At 74.9% G+C, this 19,604-nt stretch carries 14 protein-coding genes; 3 read left to right on the top strand and 11 right to left on the bottom strand.

Features of this window, described 5'->3' with window-relative positions; all coding sequences use genetic code 11:
• Positions 1–58: 58 nt before the first annotated feature.
• From WA788_RS14050 to WA788_RS14040, 3 genes are all read right to left on the bottom strand, one after another.
• Entirely contained in the window at positions 59–2,089 is a 2,031-nt protein-coding gene (locus WA788_RS14050) for a WD40 repeat domain-containing serine/threonine protein kinase (RefSeq protein ID WP_335977000.1), read from the bottom strand.
• 86 nt (positions 2,090–2,175) lie between these two features.
• Positions 2,176–3,030, bottom strand: coding sequence for a DMT family transporter (locus WA788_RS14045; RefSeq protein ID WP_335976998.1), 855 nt, complete (start codon positions 3,028–3,030; stop codon positions 2,176–2,178).
• Positions 3,030–3,917, bottom strand: a complete 888-nt coding sequence (locus tag WA788_RS14040) for a MurR/RpiR family transcriptional regulator (protein ID WP_335976995.1) — start codon at positions 3,915–3,917, stop codon at positions 3,030–3,032. The genes WA788_RS14045 and WA788_RS14040 overlap by 1 nt, the downstream gene beginning before the upstream one ends.
• Before the next feature lie 24 nt (positions 3,918–3,941).
• On the opposite strand from WA788_RS14040, the gene WA788_RS14035 reads away from it, so the two are divergent.
• On the top strand, positions 3,942–4,856 hold the full coding sequence (locus WA788_RS14035) for an oxidoreductase (RefSeq protein ID WP_335976992.1): 915 nt from the start codon (positions 3,942–3,944) through the stop codon (positions 4,854–4,856).
• Positions 4,857–4,905: 49 nt separating this feature from the next.
• Here WA788_RS14035 and WA788_RS14030 read toward each other — a convergent pair whose 3' ends face one another.
• Positions 4,906–6,357 (bottom strand): MDR family MFS transporter, encoded by a 1,452-nt coding sequence (locus WA788_RS14030; protein ID WP_335976989.1) that lies wholly within the window; start codon positions 6,355–6,357, stop codon positions 4,906–4,908.
• Between the two features lie 73 nt (positions 6,358–6,430).
• Between WA788_RS14030 and WA788_RS14025 the strand changes: the two genes are divergently transcribed.
• The gene (locus WA788_RS14025; RefSeq protein ID WP_335976987.1) at positions 6,431–6,904 is read left to right on the top strand and encodes a MarR family winged helix-turn-helix transcriptional regulator; all 474 of its coding nucleotides are present in this window, start codon (positions 6,431–6,433) and stop codon (positions 6,902–6,904) included.
• 220 nt (positions 6,905–7,124) lie between these two features.
• Positions 7,125–10,559, top strand: coding sequence for a glycoside hydrolase family 3 C-terminal domain-containing protein (locus WA788_RS14020; protein ID WP_335976985.1), 3,435 nt, complete (start codon positions 7,125–7,127; stop codon positions 10,557–10,559).
• Between the two features lie 115 nt (positions 10,560–10,674).
• Here WA788_RS14020 and WA788_RS14015 read toward each other — a convergent pair whose 3' ends face one another.
• The 7 genes from WA788_RS14015 to WA788_RS13985 all read right to left on the bottom strand — a co-directional run bounded on the left by WA788_RS14015 (position 10,675) and on the right by WA788_RS13985 (position 19,562).
• Complete coding sequence (locus tag WA788_RS14015) at positions 10,675–11,919, bottom strand: cytochrome P450 family protein (protein ID WP_335976982.1); 1,245 nt, start codon at positions 11,917–11,919, stop codon at positions 10,675–10,677.
• Between the two features lie 13 nt (positions 11,920–11,932).
• Positions 11,933–13,150: a cytochrome P450 gene (locus WA788_RS14010; RefSeq protein ID WP_335976979.1), complete on the bottom strand. Its 1,218-nt coding sequence runs from the start codon at positions 13,148–13,150 to the stop codon at positions 11,933–11,935.
• 23 nt (positions 13,151–13,173) lie between these two features.
• A complete protein-coding gene (locus WA788_RS14005) occupies positions 13,174–13,824 on the bottom strand; it encodes a GTP-binding protein (protein ID WP_335976977.1) in 651 nt (216 codons plus the stop codon).
• Positions 13,802–14,155, bottom strand: a complete 354-nt coding sequence (locus tag WA788_RS14000; protein ID WP_335976974.1) for a DUF742 domain-containing protein — start codon at positions 14,153–14,155, stop codon at positions 13,802–13,804. The genes WA788_RS14005 and WA788_RS14000 overlap by 23 nt, the downstream gene beginning before the upstream one ends.
• Positions 14,152–14,586, bottom strand: a complete 435-nt coding sequence (locus WA788_RS13995; protein ID WP_335976972.1) for a roadblock/LC7 domain-containing protein — start codon at positions 14,584–14,586, stop codon at positions 14,152–14,154. Before WA788_RS13995 ends, WA788_RS14000 begins: the two co-directional genes overlap by 4 nt.
• A 1-nt stretch (position 14,587) precedes the next feature.
• On the bottom strand, positions 14,588–16,138 hold the full coding sequence (locus tag WA788_RS13990) for an ATP-binding protein (RefSeq protein ID WP_335976970.1): 1,551 nt from the start codon (positions 16,136–16,138) through the stop codon (positions 14,588–14,590).
• Positions 16,139–17,144: 1,006 nt separating this feature from the next.
• Complete coding sequence (locus WA788_RS13985; protein WP_335976968.1) at positions 17,145–19,562, bottom strand: phosphatidylglycerol lysyltransferase domain-containing protein; 2,418 nt, start codon at positions 19,560–19,562, stop codon at positions 17,145–17,147.
• Between the last annotated feature and the right edge of the window lie 42 nt (positions 19,563–19,604).

The following is a 19,604-nucleotide window of genomic DNA, read 5'->3' as shown; positions in this document are numbered from 1 at the left end:
GCCCCAGCGGGCTCCGCCGGCGCTGATCGCCTGCTCCGACCGCCGGTAGGGCCCGGGTTCAGCCCACGTCCCACAGCCGTACCGTCCTGCTCGCGAGCGCGACCGTCTTCCCGTCGGGGCTGAACGCGAGGGACCGCACCCCGCCCGGGTGGCCCTTGCTCGTGGCCATCACGGCGTAGGTGGGGAGGTTCCACAGCCAGGCGGTGCCGTCGCTCATACCCCCGGCGAGCGCCTTCCCGTCGGGGCTGTAGGCGACCGCGTTCGGGGCGCCGGAGGGGGTGGTGACGGTGGTGACCACCGAGCGGCCGGCCAGGTCCCACACCGTGGTGCCGTTGCCGGACAGGGTGCTGCCGCCGCCTGCGAGGGTCCGGCCGTCGGGGCTGAAGGCGACGGAGGCCATGGTGGCGACGAGGCCGGTCTTCCCGCTGACGAGGAGCGCCGTGTAGTCGAGGGTGCGGCCGGGGTGGGCGGTGACCTTCCACAGGCCCACCTGGTAGTCGCGGCTGTCGAAGGCGCCGCTGGCCAGGGTCCGGCCGTCGGGGGAGAAGGCCAGCGAGTCCAGGATGACGCCGTCCCCGGTGAGCAGGGTGCGGAACGCGCCGGACGGCAGGTCCCACAGGGCCGGGTACAGGGTGCCCGAGGTGGCCAGCGTCTTCCCGTCCGGGCTGATCGCCAGGTGCTCCACCGCGTTCCCCGGGGACAGGGTGGAGAACGCGGTGCGGGTGGCGACGTGCCACAGCCGCACCGTGCTGTCCTCGCCTCCGGTGGCCAGCATGGTCCCGTCGGGGCTGAACGCCACGGCCTTCACGGCGCCGGTGTGGCCGGTGAGCGTGGCCGTACGGCGGGTGGCGACGTCCCACAGGCGTACGGCGTGGTCGTCGCAGCCGCCCGCGAGGGTCCTGCCGTCGGGGCTGAACGCGATCGAGTTCACGCCGCCCTGGTAACTGGTGAAGTCCGCGGCGCTGCCTGTCGCGGTGGACTTGGCGCCGGAGGCAGGAGTGGACTTGGCGTCGGTGCCGCCGTGGTGGCCGCCGGGGACCAGGAGCGCGGCGGTGGTCGCGCCCGCGGCGGCCACGGCGAGGCCGGCGGCGCCGAACAGGAGGGCGCGGCGGCGGGTGGCGGACGGGGCCGGGGGGTTGGTGACCGGGGGCGGGACCAGGGCGGTTTCGGTGGTGAGGTCGGAAGCGGGGGCCGGGGATGCGGTGGGAGGGTGCGCCGGGGCGGCCGGTGCGGTGGGCGTCGGGTCGGCGGGGGCCGGGACGGCGTCATCCGTGCCGGCGAGGTCGCGCAGGCGGCGCCCCAGGGTCGCGGCGTCGGGGCGCTGTTCGGGGTCCTTGGCCAGCGCGGCCAGGATGAGCGGCGCCAACGGCCCGGCCTCGCGCGGCGCTTCGGGTTCGCGGGTCAGTACGGCGGCGATGACGGCGGTCAACGTCGGTCCGTCGAACGGCGGGTGGCCCTCGACGGCCGTGTACAGCGTCGCCCCCAGCGCCCACACGTCGCTCGCCGGTCCGCCCGGCCCGCCCTCCAACTGTTCGGGCGCCATGTACTGCGGGGTGCCCACCATGGTGTGCGTGCGGGTCAGCCGGGTCGTGGCGTCCAGGATGCGGGAGATGCCGAAGTCCGTGAGGACCGCGCCCCCGGCGGCCAGCAGCACGTTGTCCGGTTTCAGGTCGCGGTGCACCACGCCCGCGGCGTGCGCGTGCGCCAGTGCCTCGGCCATCCGCGCGCCGACCGCCGCCACCCGGTGCCGGTCGAGCCGTCCCTCGCGCCGGACCGCGTCGCCCAGCGACCCGCCCCGGACGAACTCCATGACGATCCAGGGGACCTCGTCGTCCTCCACCGCGTCGTGCACGGTCACGATGCCCTCGTGGCTCAGCCGCGCCGCCGTCCGCGCCTCCGCCGTCGCCCGCCGGATCAGCGCCTGCCGCTCGTCCTCCGCCAACTGCGGTGCCAGCACCACTTCCTTCACGGCCACCTCGCGCCCGAGCACCTCGTCCAGGCCGCGCCACACCCGCCCCATCCCGCCCCGCCCGGCCACCTCGACCAGCCGGTACCGCCCCGCCACCACGCTCCCCGCCCGCTCCGTCACGCCCGCCACCCTAGCCCCGCCCCCACGCCCCAACCACTCCCCGAACAGCGCGGGCTCGCGGGCGTGTTGGGCGCCGCCCCCGGCCGTCAGAGGCTGAGGGCCGCGATCCCGGCCAGGACGATGGCGGCACCCAGGATGCGGCGGGCGAGGTCGCCCTCGTGGAAGAGGCGCCAGGCGAGGAAGGAGCCGAGGACGATGGAGGATTCGCGCAGCGGGGCGACGAGGGCGACGGGCGCGGTGCGCATCGCGGTGAGGACGAGGATGTAGGCGAGCGGCGAGAACACCGCGACCGTCAGGATCGGCCCGGTGTCGGTGCGCAGGGCGGCCGGTATCCGCTCCCGGCGGCGCAGCGCCCGGGGGGTGAGGACCAGGCTCTGCAACAGGAACGTGCCGGTGAAGTACGTGACGGGCGCGATCGACGTGACCGCGTAGCCGTCCCAGAGGGTGTACGCGGCGATCGTGGCACCGGTGGCCGCGCCCCACAGCACGCCCCCGCGGGGGTCGGCCCCGCCGCCGCGGAACGGGTTGCCGGTCACGACGGCCACCCCGGCCACCACCACGGCCGCGCCGAGCACCGCGACCGCGGTGGGCCGCTCCCCGAGCAGGAGGATCGCGAAGCACATCGTCAGCACCGGCCCGGTGCCGCGGGCCACGGGGTAGACCACGCCGAGTTCGTAGCGGTCGTAACCGGTCTGGAGCGTCAGCGAGTACACCGCGTGCAGTCCGGCCGAGACCAGGCAGGTGGCCCCGAGCCGCCAAGTGACGTGCTGCGCACCGGTGATGAGGGGGACGGCCCCGATCGGTACGCACAGCAGGGTCGCTGCGCAGGTGTAGGCCCACACGAACACGGCGGTGTCGCCCCGCTTGTACTTCGAGACCGTGTTCCACACCGCGTGGGCGGCGGCCGCGACGAGGACGATCGATATCGTGCCCGGGCGCATCAGGAGATGTCGGGGAGGTCGATGCCGGCGCGGTCGGCCAGGCGGCGGCGCTCGGGGTCGCGCAGGGCGAGCGCGGCGGCGAGGGCGTCGACGGTGACGAGGTGGGCGAGGCGGCTGCCCGCGGCGGCCATCTGGGCGGGCAGCGGCGAGCCGCCGACGACGAGGGCGATGTCCGCGAGGGACGCCAGCGGCGTGCCGTAGTGGTCGGTGATCGCGATCAGCGTGGCGTCGCCGGAGTTGGCGGCGTCGGCGACGGCGACCGTGGAGGAGGTGCGGCCGGTGGCGCTGACCGCGATGACGACGTCGCCGGCGTGCAGCAGGCGCGTGGCGATCATCGCCGACTCGTGGTCGGCGATGCCGGTGGCCCGCGCGCCGAGCGCGCGCAGCCGGAAGACGGCGTCCGCGGCGACCGCGGCGGAGGTGCCAGCGCCCACGACGAGGACCTGGCCGGCCGCCCGCACCGCGTCAGCCGCCGCGTCCACGGCGGCCGGGTCCAGGGCGCCGGCGAGCGCGGTCAGCGCGTCGTGGCCGGTGCGGACGGCCGCCTCGACCACCGCGGCGGGGGTGGCGTCCTCGGTGAGCGCGGCGGAGGGCGCGAAGAACTCGGTGGTGCCGCGGGCGCGGGCGATCTCCAACTTGAGTTCGGTGAAGCCCTGGTAGCCGATCGCGCGGGCGGCGCGGACCACGCTCGGGGCGGACACCCCGGCGCGTGCGGCGACCTGCGCGGTGGTGCCGGTGCCGACGAACAGCGGGTCGGCGAGGAGGAGTTCGACCACCTTCGCCTCGCTCGCGGGCAGGGCGCCGCTGCGCGCCCGTACGGTGCCGAGCCAGCGGGTGAGCGGGTCGTCCGCCCGCGACGAAACATCGTTACCTCTTTTGTCGTCCACGTGTAACAGAGTAACGTGACGGTCATGGCTCAGACCGGCGATCCCCAGCACCCGCCCACCGGCCCGGCCGTCGCCGTGGTCGGCCCCGGGGCGATCGGCACCACCGTCGCGGCGGCCCTGCACGAGGCCGGCCGCACCCCGGCGCTCTACGGCCGCACACCCCGCGCGCACCTCGAACTGCGGGACGAGGACGGCTTGGTGGCCGTGCCCGGCCCGGTGCGCACCGACCCGGCACACGCCGAACCGGCCGCCCTGGTGCTGCTGGCCGTCAAGTCCACCCAGGTCGCCGCCGCGGCACCGTGGCTGGCGGCGCTGTGCGCACCGGGCACCGTGGTCTGCGCGCTCCAGAACGGCGTCGAGCAGGAAACGGCGATCTCTCCGTACGCGCCCGGCTGCCCGGTGCTGCCCTCGGTCGTGTGGTTCCCGGCCGAGGCCCAGCCGGACGGCGCGGTGCGGCTGCGGGGCCAGGCGCGCCTGACGCTGCCGGACGTGCCCGCGGCCCGCGTGGTCGTCGACGCGCTGCACGGCACCCGGTGCCTGGTCGACCTCGCCGCGGACTTCACCTCCGTGGCCTGGCGCAAACTGCTCCAGAACGCGGGCGCGGGTCTGATGGTCCTGGCCGGGCGCCGCGCCGGCATGTACGCCCGCGCCGACATCGCCCGGCTGACGGCGGAGTACCTGCGCGAGTGCCTGCGGGTCGCCCGGGCCGAGGGCGCGGTGCTCGGCGACGAGGTGCCGCAGGAGATCGTCGACGCGTTCCGGGCGTTCCCGCCGGACCTGGGCACCTCCATCCTCGCCGACCGCGAGGCCGGCCGCCCGCTCGAGTGGGACATCCGCAACGGCGTCATCCCGCGCCGCGCCCGCGCCCACGGCATCCCCACCCCGATCAGCGACGTCCTCGTCCCGCTGCTGGCCGCCGCGAGCGACGGCCCCGGGTGACCGCGGCCGCACCGACTCCGGTCCGGCGGCCGGCAGTACGTCGCGACGGTCAGCCCGACTGCCGTGCGGGGCGCGGGGCCTGACGCGGCGCCATGGTCGCGGCGGCGTCCGCGTCGCGGACGGCGAGCGCGACCGGAAGGGCCAGCAGCGACACGGCCGCGGCCACGAGGAACGCGGCGTGGTACGCGCCCAGGTCCGCGGCGGCGCGGCCCGCGCTGCCGCCCCGCGCCGGACCCGTGGCCGCGAGCACGCTGCTGAGGAGCGCCACCCCGACGGCGCCGCCGAGCTGCTTGCCCGCGTTGAAGAGCGAGGACGCCCGCCCGGTCCGCTCCTTGGAGACCGTGGCCATCGACGCGGCCTGGCTGGGGATGAACACGAAGGAGACGCCCAGGCCCAGGCCCAGCATGGCCAGCAGCACCGGCACGGTGCCGCTCCCGGTGGCGGCGCCGGTGCCGACCCCGGTCATCGAGGCCAGCGTGCCCGCCATGACCAGCAGCCCGGCGGCCGCGATCCGACGCGGTCCGAAGCGCCGGTAGAGCACGCGGGTCACCAGCTGGCCACCGGCCATGACGCCGAGCGCGGAGGGGAACACCGTCAGGCCCGCGCGCACCGCGGACAGGCCGAGCGCGTCCTGGAAGAACAGCGAGGCCAGGAACAGCGCGCCGAGGTAGGCGACCGAGCCGAGGCCGTACAGGCCCGTCGCGCAGGCGAACATGCGGTTGCCGAACAGCCGCAGGTCGACCAGCGGGTGCGCCGCCCGCGACTCGACGAGGACCAGCGCCGCCAGCAGCGCCGCGCCCGCGCCGGCCGCGGCCAGGACGGGTGCGGCCGTCCATCCCCGCGACGGCCCCTCGCAGATGCCGTACATGACCGAGCCCAGCCCCAGCCCGGACAGCAGCAGGCCCTTGACGTCCAGCCGCCCGGGGCGGGCGGGGACGTGGCCGGCGAGGGCCGCGACGCCGTACGCCAACGTCGCCGCGCCGATCGGCACGTTGACGAAGAACGCCAGCCGCCAGGATGCGTAGGTCGTGAACACCCCGCCCAGGATCGGGCCCAGCGCCGGTGCCAGCGCGGTGACCAGCGCCAGGACACCGGAGATCCGGACCCGCTCGGCCGGCGGGTAGACCCGGAAGAGCATCGCCAGCCCGACCGGGGTCATCACCGCGCCGCCGACGCCCTGCAGGACGCGGAACGCGACCAGTTCGTCCAGGCCGGTGGAGATCCCGCACAGGGCGGAGGCGAGCGTGAACAGGCCGATCGCGCCCAGCAGCGCTCGCTTGCCGCCGATCAGGTCACCGAGCCAGCCGGAGGCGGGGATGAACACCGCCAGGCTCACCAGGTAGGCGATCGAGACCAGGCCGACGCTGCCGGCGCGGGCGTGCAGGTCGCTGCCGATCGTGGGCAGGGCGACGTTGACGATCGTGGTGTCCATGACGGCCATGAACATGGCGGCGACGTAGACCGTCGCCACGACGGGCTTCTGATCCAGGCGGAGGCTCATAGGAAAAACGCTAGCACTATCACTGACATACTCAACTATTGATAATGCCAGCGACATGGGCTAGGGTGGCGATGTGATCACGGCGTCAGACCTTCCGATCCCGGTCCCGGACGACCACGGCGACGACGCCGCGGCCGAGGCGTGGCAGCGCATCCGCGCGATCAGCCACAATCCGGCCGCGATGGCGGCCTTCCACCAGATCGTCCAGGAGACGGGGCTGCCGCTGGCGCCCCTACGGGCGCTGCTCGTCCTCCCGCTCGACGAGCCGGTCCCGATGCGGCAGCTCGCCAAGCGGCTGGGCTGCGACAACTCCTACGTGACCTCGCTGGTCGACGCGCTCGAACGGCGCGGGCTGGCCACGCGCCAACAGCACCCCACCGACCGGCGGATCAAGGTGATCGTCCTGACCGACGAGGGCCGTGCGCTCACCCGCCGCGCCCAACTCGCCGATGCCACCCCGCCCGGCTCGTTCGCCGGTCTGACCTCCGCCGAGGTCACCACGCTCCGCGACCTCCTGCGCAAGATCACTCCGTCGCAGCCGGCCTGACGCGGCGACAGCGGCGGCTGGGCCGCGGGCCGCCGCGTTGTGCGGGTCTGTTCACTTCCTTGACGCTGCCATGCGTCGGGCGCACACTTCCAGGCGTTTGCGTTCATCCTGTGAAACCCCTGAACCCTGTGAACGCGGACACAGCGCGACTCGGTACCCGCAGATGGCCCGGTCGTAAGCGGTCGGGGCATCGTTCCCACCTGGGAGAAATCGTATGCGCATGGCTCGACTCGCGGTCGCCGCTGCGACCGCCGCGGTCGCTCTGACCGTACCGATGGCGATGCCGGCGGCCGTCGCCGCGGGACACCCGCAGGACGCCGCCACCGCGCGGCCCTGGCTCAACGCCCACCTGCCCCTGGAGAAGCGCGTCGACCTGCTGCTGGCACAGCTGACCAACGCCGAGAAGGCGTCGCTGATGACGGCGGTCGCCAAGCCGAGCGGCTCGCACGCGACCGGCTACATCCCGGGCGTCGACCGGCTCGGCATCCCCGGGATGCAGTTCACCGACGGGCCGAGCGGGGTCCGCGACGGGCAGCCGGCGACCGCGCTGCCCGCCCCGGTGTCGCTGGCCGCGTCCTTCGACACCGAACTGGCCGAGCGGTACGGCGCGGTGATGGGCACCGAGGCCAGGTCCCGCGGCTACCAGGTGATCTACGGCCCGATGGTGAACATCGTGCGCACCCCGCTGGGCGGCCGCGACTTCGAGACGCTCGGCGAGGACCCCGAACTCGCCGGCGACATCGCCAGTTCCGAGATCGGCGGCATCCAGGACCAGGGCGTGGCCGCGCAGGTCAAGCACTACGCGGGCAACAACCAGGAGAACGCCCGCACCACGTCCAGCTCGGACATCGACGAGCGCACCCTGCACGAGATCTACCTGCCCGCGTTCGAGAAGGCGGTCAAGGACGGCCACGTCTGGTCGCTGATGTGCGCGTACAACAAGGTCAACGGCACCTACGCGTGCGAGAACGCGCAGATCCTGCGGGAGATCCTGCTCGACGAGTGGAAGTACGACGGGGTGGTGGACACCGACTACCCGGCCAACCACAGCACCGTCGCGGCCGCGAACGCCGGCCTGGACCAGGAGTTCGCCGGCACCACGTACTTCGCCCAGCTGCCCGCGGCCGTCGCCGCCGGGCAGGTGCCGCAGTCGGTGCTGGACGACGCGGCCCGCCGCATCCTGCGCCTGGAGTTCCGCACCGGGCAGTTCGACCCGAAGGCGCCGGTCACGGCCGACCTCGACGCGGACAGCGCGTTCGCCCGCACCGCCGCAGAGGACGGCAGCGTGCTGCTGAAGAACAGCGGCTCGGTGCTCCCGCTGGACACCGGCAAGCTCGGCTCGCTCGCCGTGATCGGCCCGAACGCCGACACCGCGGTCACCGGGGGCGGCGGCAGCTCGGCGGTCACCCCGTACAAGACCGTCGACCCGCTGAGCGGGCTGACCGCGCGGCTGGGCAGCGGCGTGGACATCACCTCGGTCAAGGCCGGGCACGGCAGCGGGTATCCGGCGATCCCGGCGTCCGCGCTGACCGGGCTGAAAGGCGAGTACTTCGCCAACACCACGCTCAGCGGCACCCCGGCCCTCACCCGCAGCGACACCGACATCGACTTCGACTGGGGCAACGGCTCCCCGGGCGACGGCATCCCCGCCGACGGGTTCTCGGCCCGCTGGACCGGTACGGTCACCGCGCCGGCCACCGCCGCCTACACTTTCGCCGCGACGAGCGACGACGGCAGCCGGATCTACCTCGACGGCAAGCTGGTCGTCGACAACTGGGGCGACCACGGCGCCCAGACGGCCACCAGCAGCCCGGTCCAGCTGACCGCGGGCGAGCCGCACACCCTGCGCGTGGAGTACTACGAGAACGCCGGCGGCGCGTCGGTGAGCGTCGGCTGGGCGGCCCCGGGCCTGCCCGACCCCTCGATCCAGGCCGCGGTCGCCGCCGCGAAGAGCGCGGACGCCGCCGTCGTGGTGGTCGGCGACTACTCCAGCGAGGGGTCGGACCGCACCACGCTGGCGCTGCCCGGCAACGAGAACGACCTGATCGAGGCGGTCGCCGCCGCCAACCCGAAGACCGTCGTGGTGCTGCGGGCCGGCGCCCCGGTGCTGATGCCCTGGCTCGCGGACGTGCCCGCGGTGCTCGACATGTGGTACCCGGGCCAGGAGGACGGCAACGCGCTGGCCGCCCTGCTCACCGGCGACGCCTCGCCCGGCGGCCGGCTGCCCGTCAGCTTCCCGGCCACCGACACCCAGACCGCGGTTGCCGCCGCCCCCGGCCGCTACCCGGCGGTGAACGGCGTCTACGACTACAGCGAGCAGCTCGACGTCGGCTACCGCTGGTACCAGGACGAGGACCAGACCCCGCTGTTCCCGTTCGGCTACGGCCTGACGTACACCACGTTCCGCCTCTCGCACCTGTCCGTGCTCCCGCCCGGCGCGGGCACGCTCACCGCGGGCAGCGGCACCACCGACCCGGTGCGCCTGAGCGTGGACGTCACCAACACCGGCAAGCGCGCCGGCGCCGAGGTGGTGCAGGTCTACCTCGGGCACCCCAAGGGCTCGGGCGAACCCCCCAAGGAGCTGAAGACCTTCGCGAAGGTGCGGTTGGCGCCCGGCCAGACCAAGCGGGTCCAGCTCACCCTGGGCGCCGACGCGCTGCGGGTGTGGGACAGCGCCCACCACGACTGGACCGTGCAGGACGGCAGCTACCCGGTGTACGTCGGCGAGTCCTCCGCCGACACCCCGCTCACCGCGTCGCTGACGGTCCACCGCACCGCCGGTGTCCAGGCCACCGCCGTCACCGCCGCGGCGACCACCGGGGCGGGCAGCACCGCCACGGTGCGGCAGACCTTCACCAACACCGGTGACACCGCGGTACGCGGCGCGCGGCTCGCGCTGACCGTGCCGGCCGGGTGGACCGCCGCGCCCGCCGCCGGCAGCACCACGTCGTACCCGACCGTGGCCGCGCACTCCGCGGTCAGCACCTCCTGGACCGTGACCGCGCCCGCGGACGCGGCCGCCGGGACCGCCACCCTCACCGGCAAGGCGGCGTACACCCTGGACGGGCGGCAGACCCGCACCGGCACCGCCACCACCGTGGTGCCCTACCGCACCCTCGCGGCCGCGTACGACAACGAGGGGATCAGCGCCGACAGCGACCCGTCGACCGGGACCCTCGACCCGGGCGGCTACAGCTACTCCGCCACCCAGCTCGCGGCGGTCGGCTACACCCCCGGCGCCACCGTCACCGCCGACGGGCTCGACTACACCTGGCCGGACACCCAGCCCGGCCAACCGGACAACGTGGCGGCGAACGGGCAGGTCATCGAGGTCAGCGGCAAGGGCGCGAAGCTGGGCCTGCTCGGCGCCGGGGTCGGCTCCGCGCACTCCGGCACGGTCACCGTCACCTACACCGACGGCACCAGCACGGACCTGAGCGTGGACTTCCCCGACTGGTACGCCAACGCCGCCAGTGGCAACAGCCGGCTGGCGGTGACGACCGCGAACTGGAACCGCCCGGCCACCGACACCATCGGCGCGCACAAGGTGAGCCTGTACACCACCGGGGGCGCCCTCGACGCGTCGAAGACGGTGGCCACGGTGACGCTGCCCGCCGACTCCGGCATCCACGTGTTCGCGCTCTCCGTGGGCTGAGCGTCTCCGCGAGTTGAGCCGGCATCGCGGGGCCGAGCCGGCTTCGCGGGGCTGAGGCACCGCAAGGGACCGACAGCGGCGGGCCGTCCGGGAGTTCCGGGCGGCCCGCCGCTGCTCAGCCGGCCGGGCCCAGCACCACCGGAAGCGTCTGGTGGCCGTTGGTGATCAGGGACGGCACCCGGGGCAGCGCCCCCAGCGGCGTCGCGAGCCGGGCGCCGGGGAAGCGGGCGAAGAACGCGCGCAGCGCGACCTCCGCCTCCAGCCGGGCCAGCGGCGCGCCGAGGCAGAAGTGCACGCCGTGGCCGAAGGCGAGGTGTTCCGGGCCGGGCGCGCTGCGGGTGACGTCGAACTCCCCGGCGCTCTCGCCGTGCCAGTCCGGGTGCCGGTTGGCGGCGCCGTAGGCGGCGAGGATCGGCTCACCGGCGGCGATCACCTGACCGTCGGGCAGCGGTATGTCGCGCACCGCGAACCGCATCGGCAGGTTCTTCACCGCCGGCTCCAGCCGCAGCGTCTCCTCCACCACCGACGACCAGTCGGCGCCGCCGGAGCGGACCAGGTCCAGCTGGTCGGGGTGGGTCAGCAGCGCGGCGATCGCCTGGTCGAGCAGGTTGACGGTGGTCTCGTAGCCGGCGCTGATCATCAGCAGCAGCGTGTCGCGCAACTCGGTCTCGTCCAGCGCGGAGCCGTCGCCCTCGTCGTCGCGCGCGGCGATCAGCAGCGAGGTCATGTCGTCGCCGGGCCCGGTGCGCTTCGCGGCGATCAGGTCGTCCAGCACCCCGTACAGGCGGACGGTGTTGGCCATCGCCTCCTCGGGGCTGAGCGTGGTGGAGAAGACCCCGTCCACCACGGTGCGGAAGTCCGCCTGCTGCTCCTCGGGCAGCCCCATCAGGTGGCTGATCACCCGGATCGGCAGCGGGTAGGCGAAGTGCTCGCGCAGGTCGACCGGTTCGCCGGGGGCTTCGCCGGCGAGCGTGCCCAGGCCGTCGAGCAGGTCGGTGACGATCTGCTCCACGCGCGCGCCGAGCGCGGATATCCGGCGGGCGGTGAACGCGGGCGCCACCAGCCGGCGCAGCCTGCGGTGGTCGCCGCCGTACGCGGTGAACATGTTGTGCACCGACACCCACAGCGCCAACGGCCAGGTCGCGACGGCGTGTTCGTACGCCGGCCAGTGCTGCCGGGCGTCCTTGGAGACGTCCGGCCCGGTCAGCAACTGCTTGAGCAGCACCGGGTCGGTGACGGCCCAGGCCGGCACCCCCAGGACGTCGACGCGGGCGGCCGGGCCCTGCGCGCGCAGCTTCTCGTGCTCGGAGTCCGGGTCGGAGCCGGTGGGGTCCAATACGAACGGGGTGGACTGGGACACGGCGGTGCTCCGTTCAGCTCGGGGAGGCGGGCGGTGCGGGGACGGGCGGGAAGGTGACCGGCAGCGCGGTCAGCGCGCGGTGCCAGGGGCCCGGCCGCCAGGTCAACTCCTCGGCGGGCACGGCCAGATCCATCTCCGGCAGCGCGTCGAGCAGGTGGACCAGCGCGGTCTCGGCGATCAGGTAGGCGTGCGACTTGGCCGGGCAGGCGTGCGGGCCGTTGCTCCACGCCAGGTGCGCGCGGTTGCCGACCCGCCGGGTGGGCGCGGCGCCGATCGCCGGGTCGTTGTTCGCGGCGGACATGCAGATCACGACCGGCTGGTGCGCGGGCAGCAGCACCCCTTCGACGTCCACCGTCCGCGGCGGGTACGACACGCAGTACGACGCCATCGGCGGGTCGGTGAAGAGCAGTTCGTCCAGCGCGTCGCGCACCGACAGGCTGCCCGCGTGCAGGTCGCCGGAGAACCGGTCGTCGGTGAGCAGCAGCCGCAGCGTGTTGGTGATCAGATTGGTGGTCGGCTCGATGCCCGCGCCGTAGAGCGTGACCAGCTGGTGGTCCATCTCCTCGTCGGTCAGCTCCGCGGGGTGCCCGATCAGCCAGCTGGTGATGTCCGCGCCGGGCGCCTCGCGCTTGCCGGACGTCAGGTCGCGCAGCGCCTGCCCGAGCAGGAGGTTGCCGGCGGCGGCGTCCACGCCCTCGAAGATCGCGGCCATGCCCGCGGCGACCCGCTGCCCGATCTCCGGGGGGCAGCCCAGCATCTCGTTGAGCACCCGGAACGCGATCGGCCAGGCGTACTGCGTGAGCAGGTCGGCGTGCCCGGTGGGGCTGAACGCGCCGATCGTCTCGGCGGCGACCTGCTCCACGGTGGCCCGCAACTGGTGCTGGTTGACCCGGTCCAGGCTCGCGGTGTTCGCCCCGCGGTAGCGGTGGTGCTCCGCGCCGGAGGAGCGCAGCGCGTTCGGCCGCCACTCCATCATCGGCTTCACCGGGCAGTCGTCGGGCACGTCGCGCTGCCACACCCGCGGGTCGGCCGGGAAGCGCTGCGGGTCGTTGAGGATGCGCAGCGCCTGCGCGTACCCGATGACGAGGGTCGCCGGGACGCCGGGGGCCAGCTCCACCGGCACCAGCGGGCCGAACTCCGCCCGCATCCGGGCGTAGGCGCCGTGCGGGTCGGCGGCGAACTCCTCGGTGTGCAGCGGCACGCGCCGGCCGGGCGCGGCAGGGGCCGGCACAGGGCCGGTGTACGGCGGGGACGTCACGGGCTCGGCTCCAGTTCGCGGGAGTTCAGGTACTCGACGAGCGTGATCAGCGCGCCCACACAGGACTGCCGGTCCCGCGCGTCGCACGTGGTCAGCGGTGTCGTCTCGGCCAGGTCGAGGGCCTGGCGGACCTCGTCCAGCGGGTAGTCGACGCCGTCCTCGAAGCGGTTGACGGCCACCGCGTACGGGGTGTCGTACTCCTCCAGCAGGTCCAGCACGTCGTGGCAGCGGTCCAGGTCCCGGGTGTCGACCAGCACCAGCGCGCCCAGCGCGCCGTCGGCCAGCCCCTCCCACAGCGGCTTGAAGCGGACCTGGCCGGGGGTGCCGAACAGGTACAGCACCAGGCTCTCGTTGAGGTGCAGCCGGCCGAAGTCCATGGCGACGGTGGTGGTGGTCTTCTCCGGGGTGCCGCGCAGGTCGTCCACGCCGAGGCTCGCCTCGGTCATGGCCTCGTCCATCCGCAGCACCAGCGGCGCCACGGTGCCCACCAGCGTGGTCTTGCCGACCCCGAACGGGCCGGTGACCAGCAGCTTCGCCGAGCGGGTGATGGTGGGCGGCAGATAGTCGAAACCCGGTGGGGCAGCGGAGTCGCCGGGCGGGCCGGCCGCCTTCGACCGGTCGGTGTCAGGCGATGGAGCGGAGGCCATGCAGTACTTCCTTCAGCAGTTCGGTGGACGGCGCGTCGGCGCGGGTGCGCCGCACCGGCGCGGCGAGGTGGCCGGAGTCGATCAGGCCGGAGACCAGAATCCTGACCACCGACGGCGGCAGCTCCAGCGCGGCGGCGATCTCCGCCACCGCGACCACGCCGCCCCGGCAGAGGGCGAACACCCGGCGGGCGTCAGGGGCCAGGCCCTGGGGCGGGGCGGCGGGCGCGGCGATCACCAGGGACTCCAGGCGCACGTCGCGCGAGGGGCGGCTGCGCCCGCCGGCGCGGACGTAGGGCCGGACCAGGTCCGGGTCCCGCCGCGGTCCGCTCACCGCGCCCTGCCGCCCTCGCCGACGGGTCGGCGCTCCCTGCTGGCCAGTTCGTGGCCGACCCGCTGCGCCAGCGCGTTCATCCGCTCGCTGATCAGGCCGATGTCGCTGTCCGGCGCGGCGCACACCGCGAGCAGCGAGTTCTCCGCGGCGGCCGAGGCCAGCCCGATCCACTGGTCGGTCTCGATCAGGTGCTGGCGCACCGCGTTGGGCTCGCCGCGGCGGCCGGTGACCTCCGCCCAGGCCAGGCCCGCCGCCCGCAGCGCCGCGGTGACGGCCGCCAGCTTGTCGCCGGTGTCCTTGTCGACGGTCTTGGTGTACGAGCTGAGCAGGCCGTCGGAGGTCATGTGGACGGCGAACCGCACGCCCGGGCACGTGCCGAGGTGCTCGTCGAGCAGCCAGCCCAGCGCGTTGTCGTCGTGAGTCTTGAGCATGTCAGGAACCGCCCTTCGAAGTGGCCGACGAGTGCTGCGACGTGTCCGGTCCGGCGGTCTCCCGCGCGCCGGCGTCCCGTACGGGCTCCTGCTCCGCCGGGACCTGCTCCGACCGGGTGTGCGCCGACGGCTCCCGCTCCTGCTGCTCCGACAGCGCCCGGCCGCGCCGCGACCCGTCGGCCCACGCGGCGGCGATGTCGGGCCGCCCGGGCCTCGCCTCGGCCGGGGGCGTCGGGGGCTCGGCCGCCGGTGCGGGCTGCGGCCGGCGCCGCCGCCGGGTCAACCCGCCGGGGGTGGTGGCCGGTTGGTCGGCGGCGGCTGGGACGGTCCGCGCCTCGGCGCGGCGCGGCGCGGGCGCCTCGTACGGCTGCGGGTCCTGCGCGGCCTGCGCCGGCACGTAGGGCTGAGCGGCGGTGCGGACCGGCAGGTGCCCGCCCGGCTGCTCGACCGGGAGCGTGGTCAGCAGCGCGGCCGGTACGAAGACCAGCGCGCGGGTGCCGCCGAACAGGTTGGGCGCCTCCAGGTCGATCCGGAAGCCGTAGCGCGCCGAGAGCTGCGCGGCGACCCGGAAGCCGGTCTGCGGGTAGGCGCCGAGGGCGTGGATGTCCAGCGGCTGCCGGCCGCTGAGGATCTCCCGGGCCCGCTCCAGCTGTTCGGGGCTCATCTGCAACCCGGCGTCGTCCACGACCACCGTCACGCCGTTGTGCCCGGTGCGGAAGGAGACCTCCGCGTAGGAGGTCGGCGGGGCGTAGCGGACGGCGTTGTCGAGCAGGATCGCCAGGGTGTGCACCAGCGCCTCGACCGCGCGCGGCACCACCGCCCGGTCCAGCTCCTGGGTGCGCACCCGGTCGTAGTTCTGGATGCGGCCCATCGCGGCGCGGGCGATGTCGGTGAACTCGGTGGCCGGCAGGCGGCGGCCGAGGGTGCCGCCGGACAGCACCATGTAGCCCTGGGCGATGCGCAGCATCTGCTGGGCGGTGTGGTCGATCGCCATCAGCGTCTCGTACGCGTCGTCGCCGTCGTGGCGGCGCACGCCGACGCTGACCTCCTCGGCGAGTTCGGAGCCGAGGCTGACCAGGGCGGAGGCGAAGGTGAGCACCGCGGCGCGGGTCGCGTCGCGGGCGTCCTCGTGGGCCTGCGCCACCTGCTGCTCCGCGGTGTCCTGCGCGTCGCGCCGGGTCCGGCGGACCAGCGCGGTGTGCCGGGAGACCAGGTCCTCGACGTGCTGGGCGAGCGGGGTGCCGGCCAGCGGCTCGGGCAGCACGAACTCGACCTCGCGCTCCTCGCCCGGCTCCAGGGCCGCGGCGGTGGCCTCGGCCAGCCCGGAGCCGGCCAGGTAGCCCAGCGCGTCCTCCACCGCCCGCTGCCGGGCGGCCAGTTGGCGTACGCGTTCCTGCTCGGCCCGCAGCGCGGACCGGGTCAGGGCGTGTTCCTGCTCGGCTCGCGCCAGCCCGGTGCGGGCCTTCCGGCGGAACCGCAGAGCCGTGCCGCCGCCGGCCAGGGCGAGCGCCAGCAGCAGCGCGGCGGCCGCCTCCTGTATCAACGTGGTCATCAGATCCTCATCGGGAATGAGAGTTAGGGACACGGCGCGACGCCCGGCCGCGGGCGGTGGCGGGGTCGGGGGACGCTGACAGGTGGCGACGGCGGCGGGCGGGCCCGGTGCCATACGGGCGGGCGCGCCGGCCGGTGGCCGGAATGCGCGGACGTGATGTCCCGGCGGACCGGCCGCGCGGGGCGGTCGGTGCGGGAAGGTGCCGTGCTGGATTCGAAGGTGCCTGGCCGATTTCGGACGGCCCTGGTGCGGCCACTTCGTGATCATATACAGCCGGCTGAACGGCGCCAAGTCGCTGCAATTGCACGCCGTGCGGAGGTGCGGGAGAACGCGGCGGAATCGGGGGAGTCGTTCGATCGGGCAACCGAATCCTCCACTTCTCCGGGGGTGTTGCGGTGGCCCGCGAGGGTGGTGGGGGCGGGCGCGCCGAGCGGGCGCACGGGCTCACGACCGGCGTCGCGGGCGATCGCGGTCAGGTACGGGGCGAGAGCCTACCGTGACCGGTGGCCGGGCGTCTCGGAGTACGGCAGTGGCGGCACTTTTCGGGTGCGGCCCGCCCCCGCGGCGCCGATCACCCCTGGTGGCCCGGGCCAAGGGCTTCGCCGGGTGTATTCAACACGGTTCACTGGAAAGGGAGTTGATGTTCCGTCACCTTGACGGTGCGTTCGACGGCGCCGCTTCCGGTGCGTGCGCGGCCGCGTTTTCGGAAATGACCCGGACGGCTGCCGTCGGCATGTGCGGCCGCCCCCGCCACCCCGCGCGGCCCGGCCCCGCCGTGCCCGCCAAGCCCGCGGTCCGGGCGCGGACCGGGCGCCCATCGGGCGCGGAGCGGGCGCGGACCGGCCGGCCGGCGCCGCTCGCGACCCGAATTCCCTTTCTCCGCCGCCACATTCCGGTGTTTCTCCGCGCCGCCCGACGTGTCGGCTCCCGAATTCCGCCCGGCCCATGACCTGAAAACATCCCGAAAACATGACCTGAAAACATGAACTGAAGAACCGCCCGCCGGTCAGGAATGGTGCGGCGTGAGGGCGGCGCTGAGGCGGAGGGATTCGGTGTAGGCCGCGGCGGCGATGACGCGGGGGAGCTCGGCTCGGCGCTCGTACAGCAGATGGCGGGCCGACCAGTGCGGGCCGTAGGCGGCGTAGGCCGGATCGCCGCCCGCGGGGGCGAGGTTGAGGGACACCCGGGTCACCCCGGCCAGCGGCGAGGCACCGGTGTGGGCCCGCGAGAGCACCTCGGTCAGCGCGAGGTCGACCGGGCCCTGCCCGGACTCCTGGTCGTGCCGCAGCAGCGACAGCGTCAGCCCGTCGGCGCCCCAGGGGACGAACACCAGCAGCGCGCAGGTCCGGCCGTGCCGGTCCACGCACTCCGCGACCACGCAGTCCGGGTCGGCCGGGTCGCCGAGCCGCCCCAACTGCACACCGCCCGCCGCCCGCCCGTGCCGCCGCCAGGCCTCGGCGAGCTGCCGCAGCCGGACCCACTCCGGCTCGGCGACGTCCCGCTGGCGGCGCACCACCACCCCGTAGCCGGCGGCGGCCATCGCCTGCCGGACCCGGGCCGGTCCCGGCGGCAGCGCGCCGACCGGCACCACGGGTTCCGATCCGGAGTCCATGCCGTGCAGTCCGGCCGCGGTGTAGACGCCCGCGGCGCCGTCGCCGGCGTGCGCGACCGCTGCCACCCAGGCGTGCGCGCGAGCGGTGGCGAGCCAGTGCGCGACGGCCGCGGGCCAGGCGGCGGGCGGCCCCACCGGGTCGCCCGCGGCGAGCGTGACCCCGTTCACCACCCGGTGCACGATCGCCGCCTGCCGCCCCGGCGCCCAGCACACCGCGCGGTCCCGGCGCAGCGCGAAGTACCCGAAGGAGTCCCGGCCGCCGTCGGCCCGCAGCAGTTCCCGCAGCCGCCGCTCGTCGGCCGGCTGCAACCGGTCCCGGCCGCGCGGCGCGCGCAGGAACGCCAGCACCACGAGCAGCAGCAGCGCCACGCTGATCAGGTTGATCAGCACGTCCGCCCACCACGGCACCCTGATCCCGGGGTGGTCGAAGATCGCCGACAGCGTCAGCGTGCGCACCACCGCGTACCGGGCGCTGGGGCCCCAACGGGACGGCGGGTCCTGGTCGGTGGCGTGCACCAGCAGCGTCCCGGCGCCGACCGCGACGGCCGCGCCCACCACCAGGCTGAGCAGCCCCACGGCGACGTTGCGCCGCTCGCCGCGGACGTTGAAGACCGGGCGCGAGACCAGCAGCGCGCACAGCAGCAGCAACGTCAGCCCGACGGCCAGCCAGTTGACGGCGTGCCGGTGCGCGCCGGGCACCGCGGCCATGGAGACCGCGATCGCCACCGTGTACGCGGCCGCCGCCGCCGTGGTGAGCAGCCACGCCGCCCGCTTGCGCCGCCGCAGGCTCACCGACAGCACGAACGCCAGCGCGGCGCCGGTGAACCCGGGCCCGACCAGGAACGCGGTGACGTACTCGCCGCCGGTGGCCGCCCGCACCCGGTCCCGCAGCGGCCCGGCCAGCCCGGTGACCAGGTCCACCACGCCCGCCAGCCGCAGGTACCACACGGCGGCGGCCGCGCCGGGCGCGCGCAGCGGCCGCAGCACCCGGGCGAGCAGCACCTCCAGCCGGGACGGCGGCACCTCCACCACGGTCGGCACCACCGGCGCCCGCCCGGCCCGCTTCGCCAGCGACACCGGGGTCGGCGCCCCGGCCACCGCGTCCATCACCGCGGTCTTCGCGGCCATCACGCGCCGCCGGGCGCCTTCCTCGCGCCGTTCGGCCCGGGCCATCCGGCGCGGCCGGGCGGCGTAGCGCCAGCGCGCCCACGGGCTGTGCGGCCGGGCCAGCCGCAGCGCGCCCACCACCGCGAGCAGCGGCACCATCACGCCCAGCAGCCCGGTCCACACCTTGCCCTTGAGCAGGCACAGCACCACGAACCCCAGCAGCACCGCGGCCACCACGTACGACCCGTAGGACCGGCCGCCGACGTACCCGCCGAGCGGCGCCTCGCCGGCCACCAGCAGCCCGATCACCGCGACCGCGAGGATCACCGCGTCGACCGACCGGCGGCCCTCCTCCTTCCAGTACACGTCCTCCAGGTGCAGCACGAGCGCGAACTCGTCGAGCACCAGGCCGCAGCCCATCCCGAAGACCACCGCGAGCACGTCGTGCGCCACCGGCCCGCCGGCCACCCCGAACGCGCCCACCCCGCCGACGATCATCATCACCTGGCCGAACACCACGTGGTGGATGTGCATCCCGCCGGGCTGCACGTTCCCCGGCCACCAGGACACCTGCCGGCGGATCATCCGGGTGCTGAACCTGATGAACAGGAACGAGCAGACCAGCCCGCCCAGCAGCAGGAACAGCTGCTCGCGCCCGGCGCCCGAGGTCTGCGTGCCGTGCGCGCGGCCGAACCAGTACGTCATGGCCCCAGGGTGCGTCCCGCGGCCGCGGCGCCGACCGGGACG

The organism is Streptomyces sp. CA2R106 (assembly GCF_037034245.1).
GTDB lineage: Bacteria > Actinomycetota > Actinomycetes > Streptomycetales > Streptomycetaceae > Actinacidiphila.
The sequence above is the reverse complement of the archived record's forward strand: the minus strand, read 5'-3'. Positions and strand labels throughout refer to the sequence as shown.

What these genes read in the sequence shown, in the direction of transcription:
- WA788_RS14045 (WP_335976998.1), bottom strand. Translation starts at nt 3,030, where the DNA reads ATGCGCCCGGGCACGATATCGATCGTCCTCGTCGCGGCCGCCGCCCAC.
- WA788_RS14035 (WP_335976992.1), top strand. Translation starts at nt 3,942, where the DNA reads ATGGCTCAGACCGGCGATCCCCAGCACCCGCCCACCGGCCCGGCCGTC.
- WA788_RS14030 (WP_335976989.1), bottom strand. Translation starts at nt 6,357, where the DNA reads ATGAGCCTCCGCCTGGATCAGAAGCCCGTCGTGGCGACGGTCTACGTC.
- WA788_RS14020 (WP_335976985.1), top strand. Translation starts at nt 7,125, where the DNA reads ATGGCTCGACTCGCGGTCGCCGCTGCGACCGCCGCGGTCGCTCTGACC.
- WA788_RS14005 (WP_335976977.1), bottom strand. Translation starts at nt 13,824, where the DNA reads ATGGCCTCCGCTCCATCGCCTGACACCGACCGGTCGAAGGCGGCCGGC.
- WA788_RS13995 (WP_335976972.1), bottom strand. Translation starts at nt 14,586, where the DNA reads ATGCTCAAGACTCACGACGACAACGCGCTGGGCTGGCTGCTCGACGAG.
- WA788_RS13990 (WP_335976970.1), bottom strand. Translation starts at nt 16,138, where the DNA reads ATGACCACGTTGATACAGGAGGCGGCCGCCGCGCTGCTGCTGGCGCTC.
- WA788_RS13985 (WP_335976968.1), bottom strand. Translation starts at nt 19,562, where the DNA reads ATGACGTACTGGTTCGGCCGCGCGCACGGCACGCAGACCTCGGGCGCC.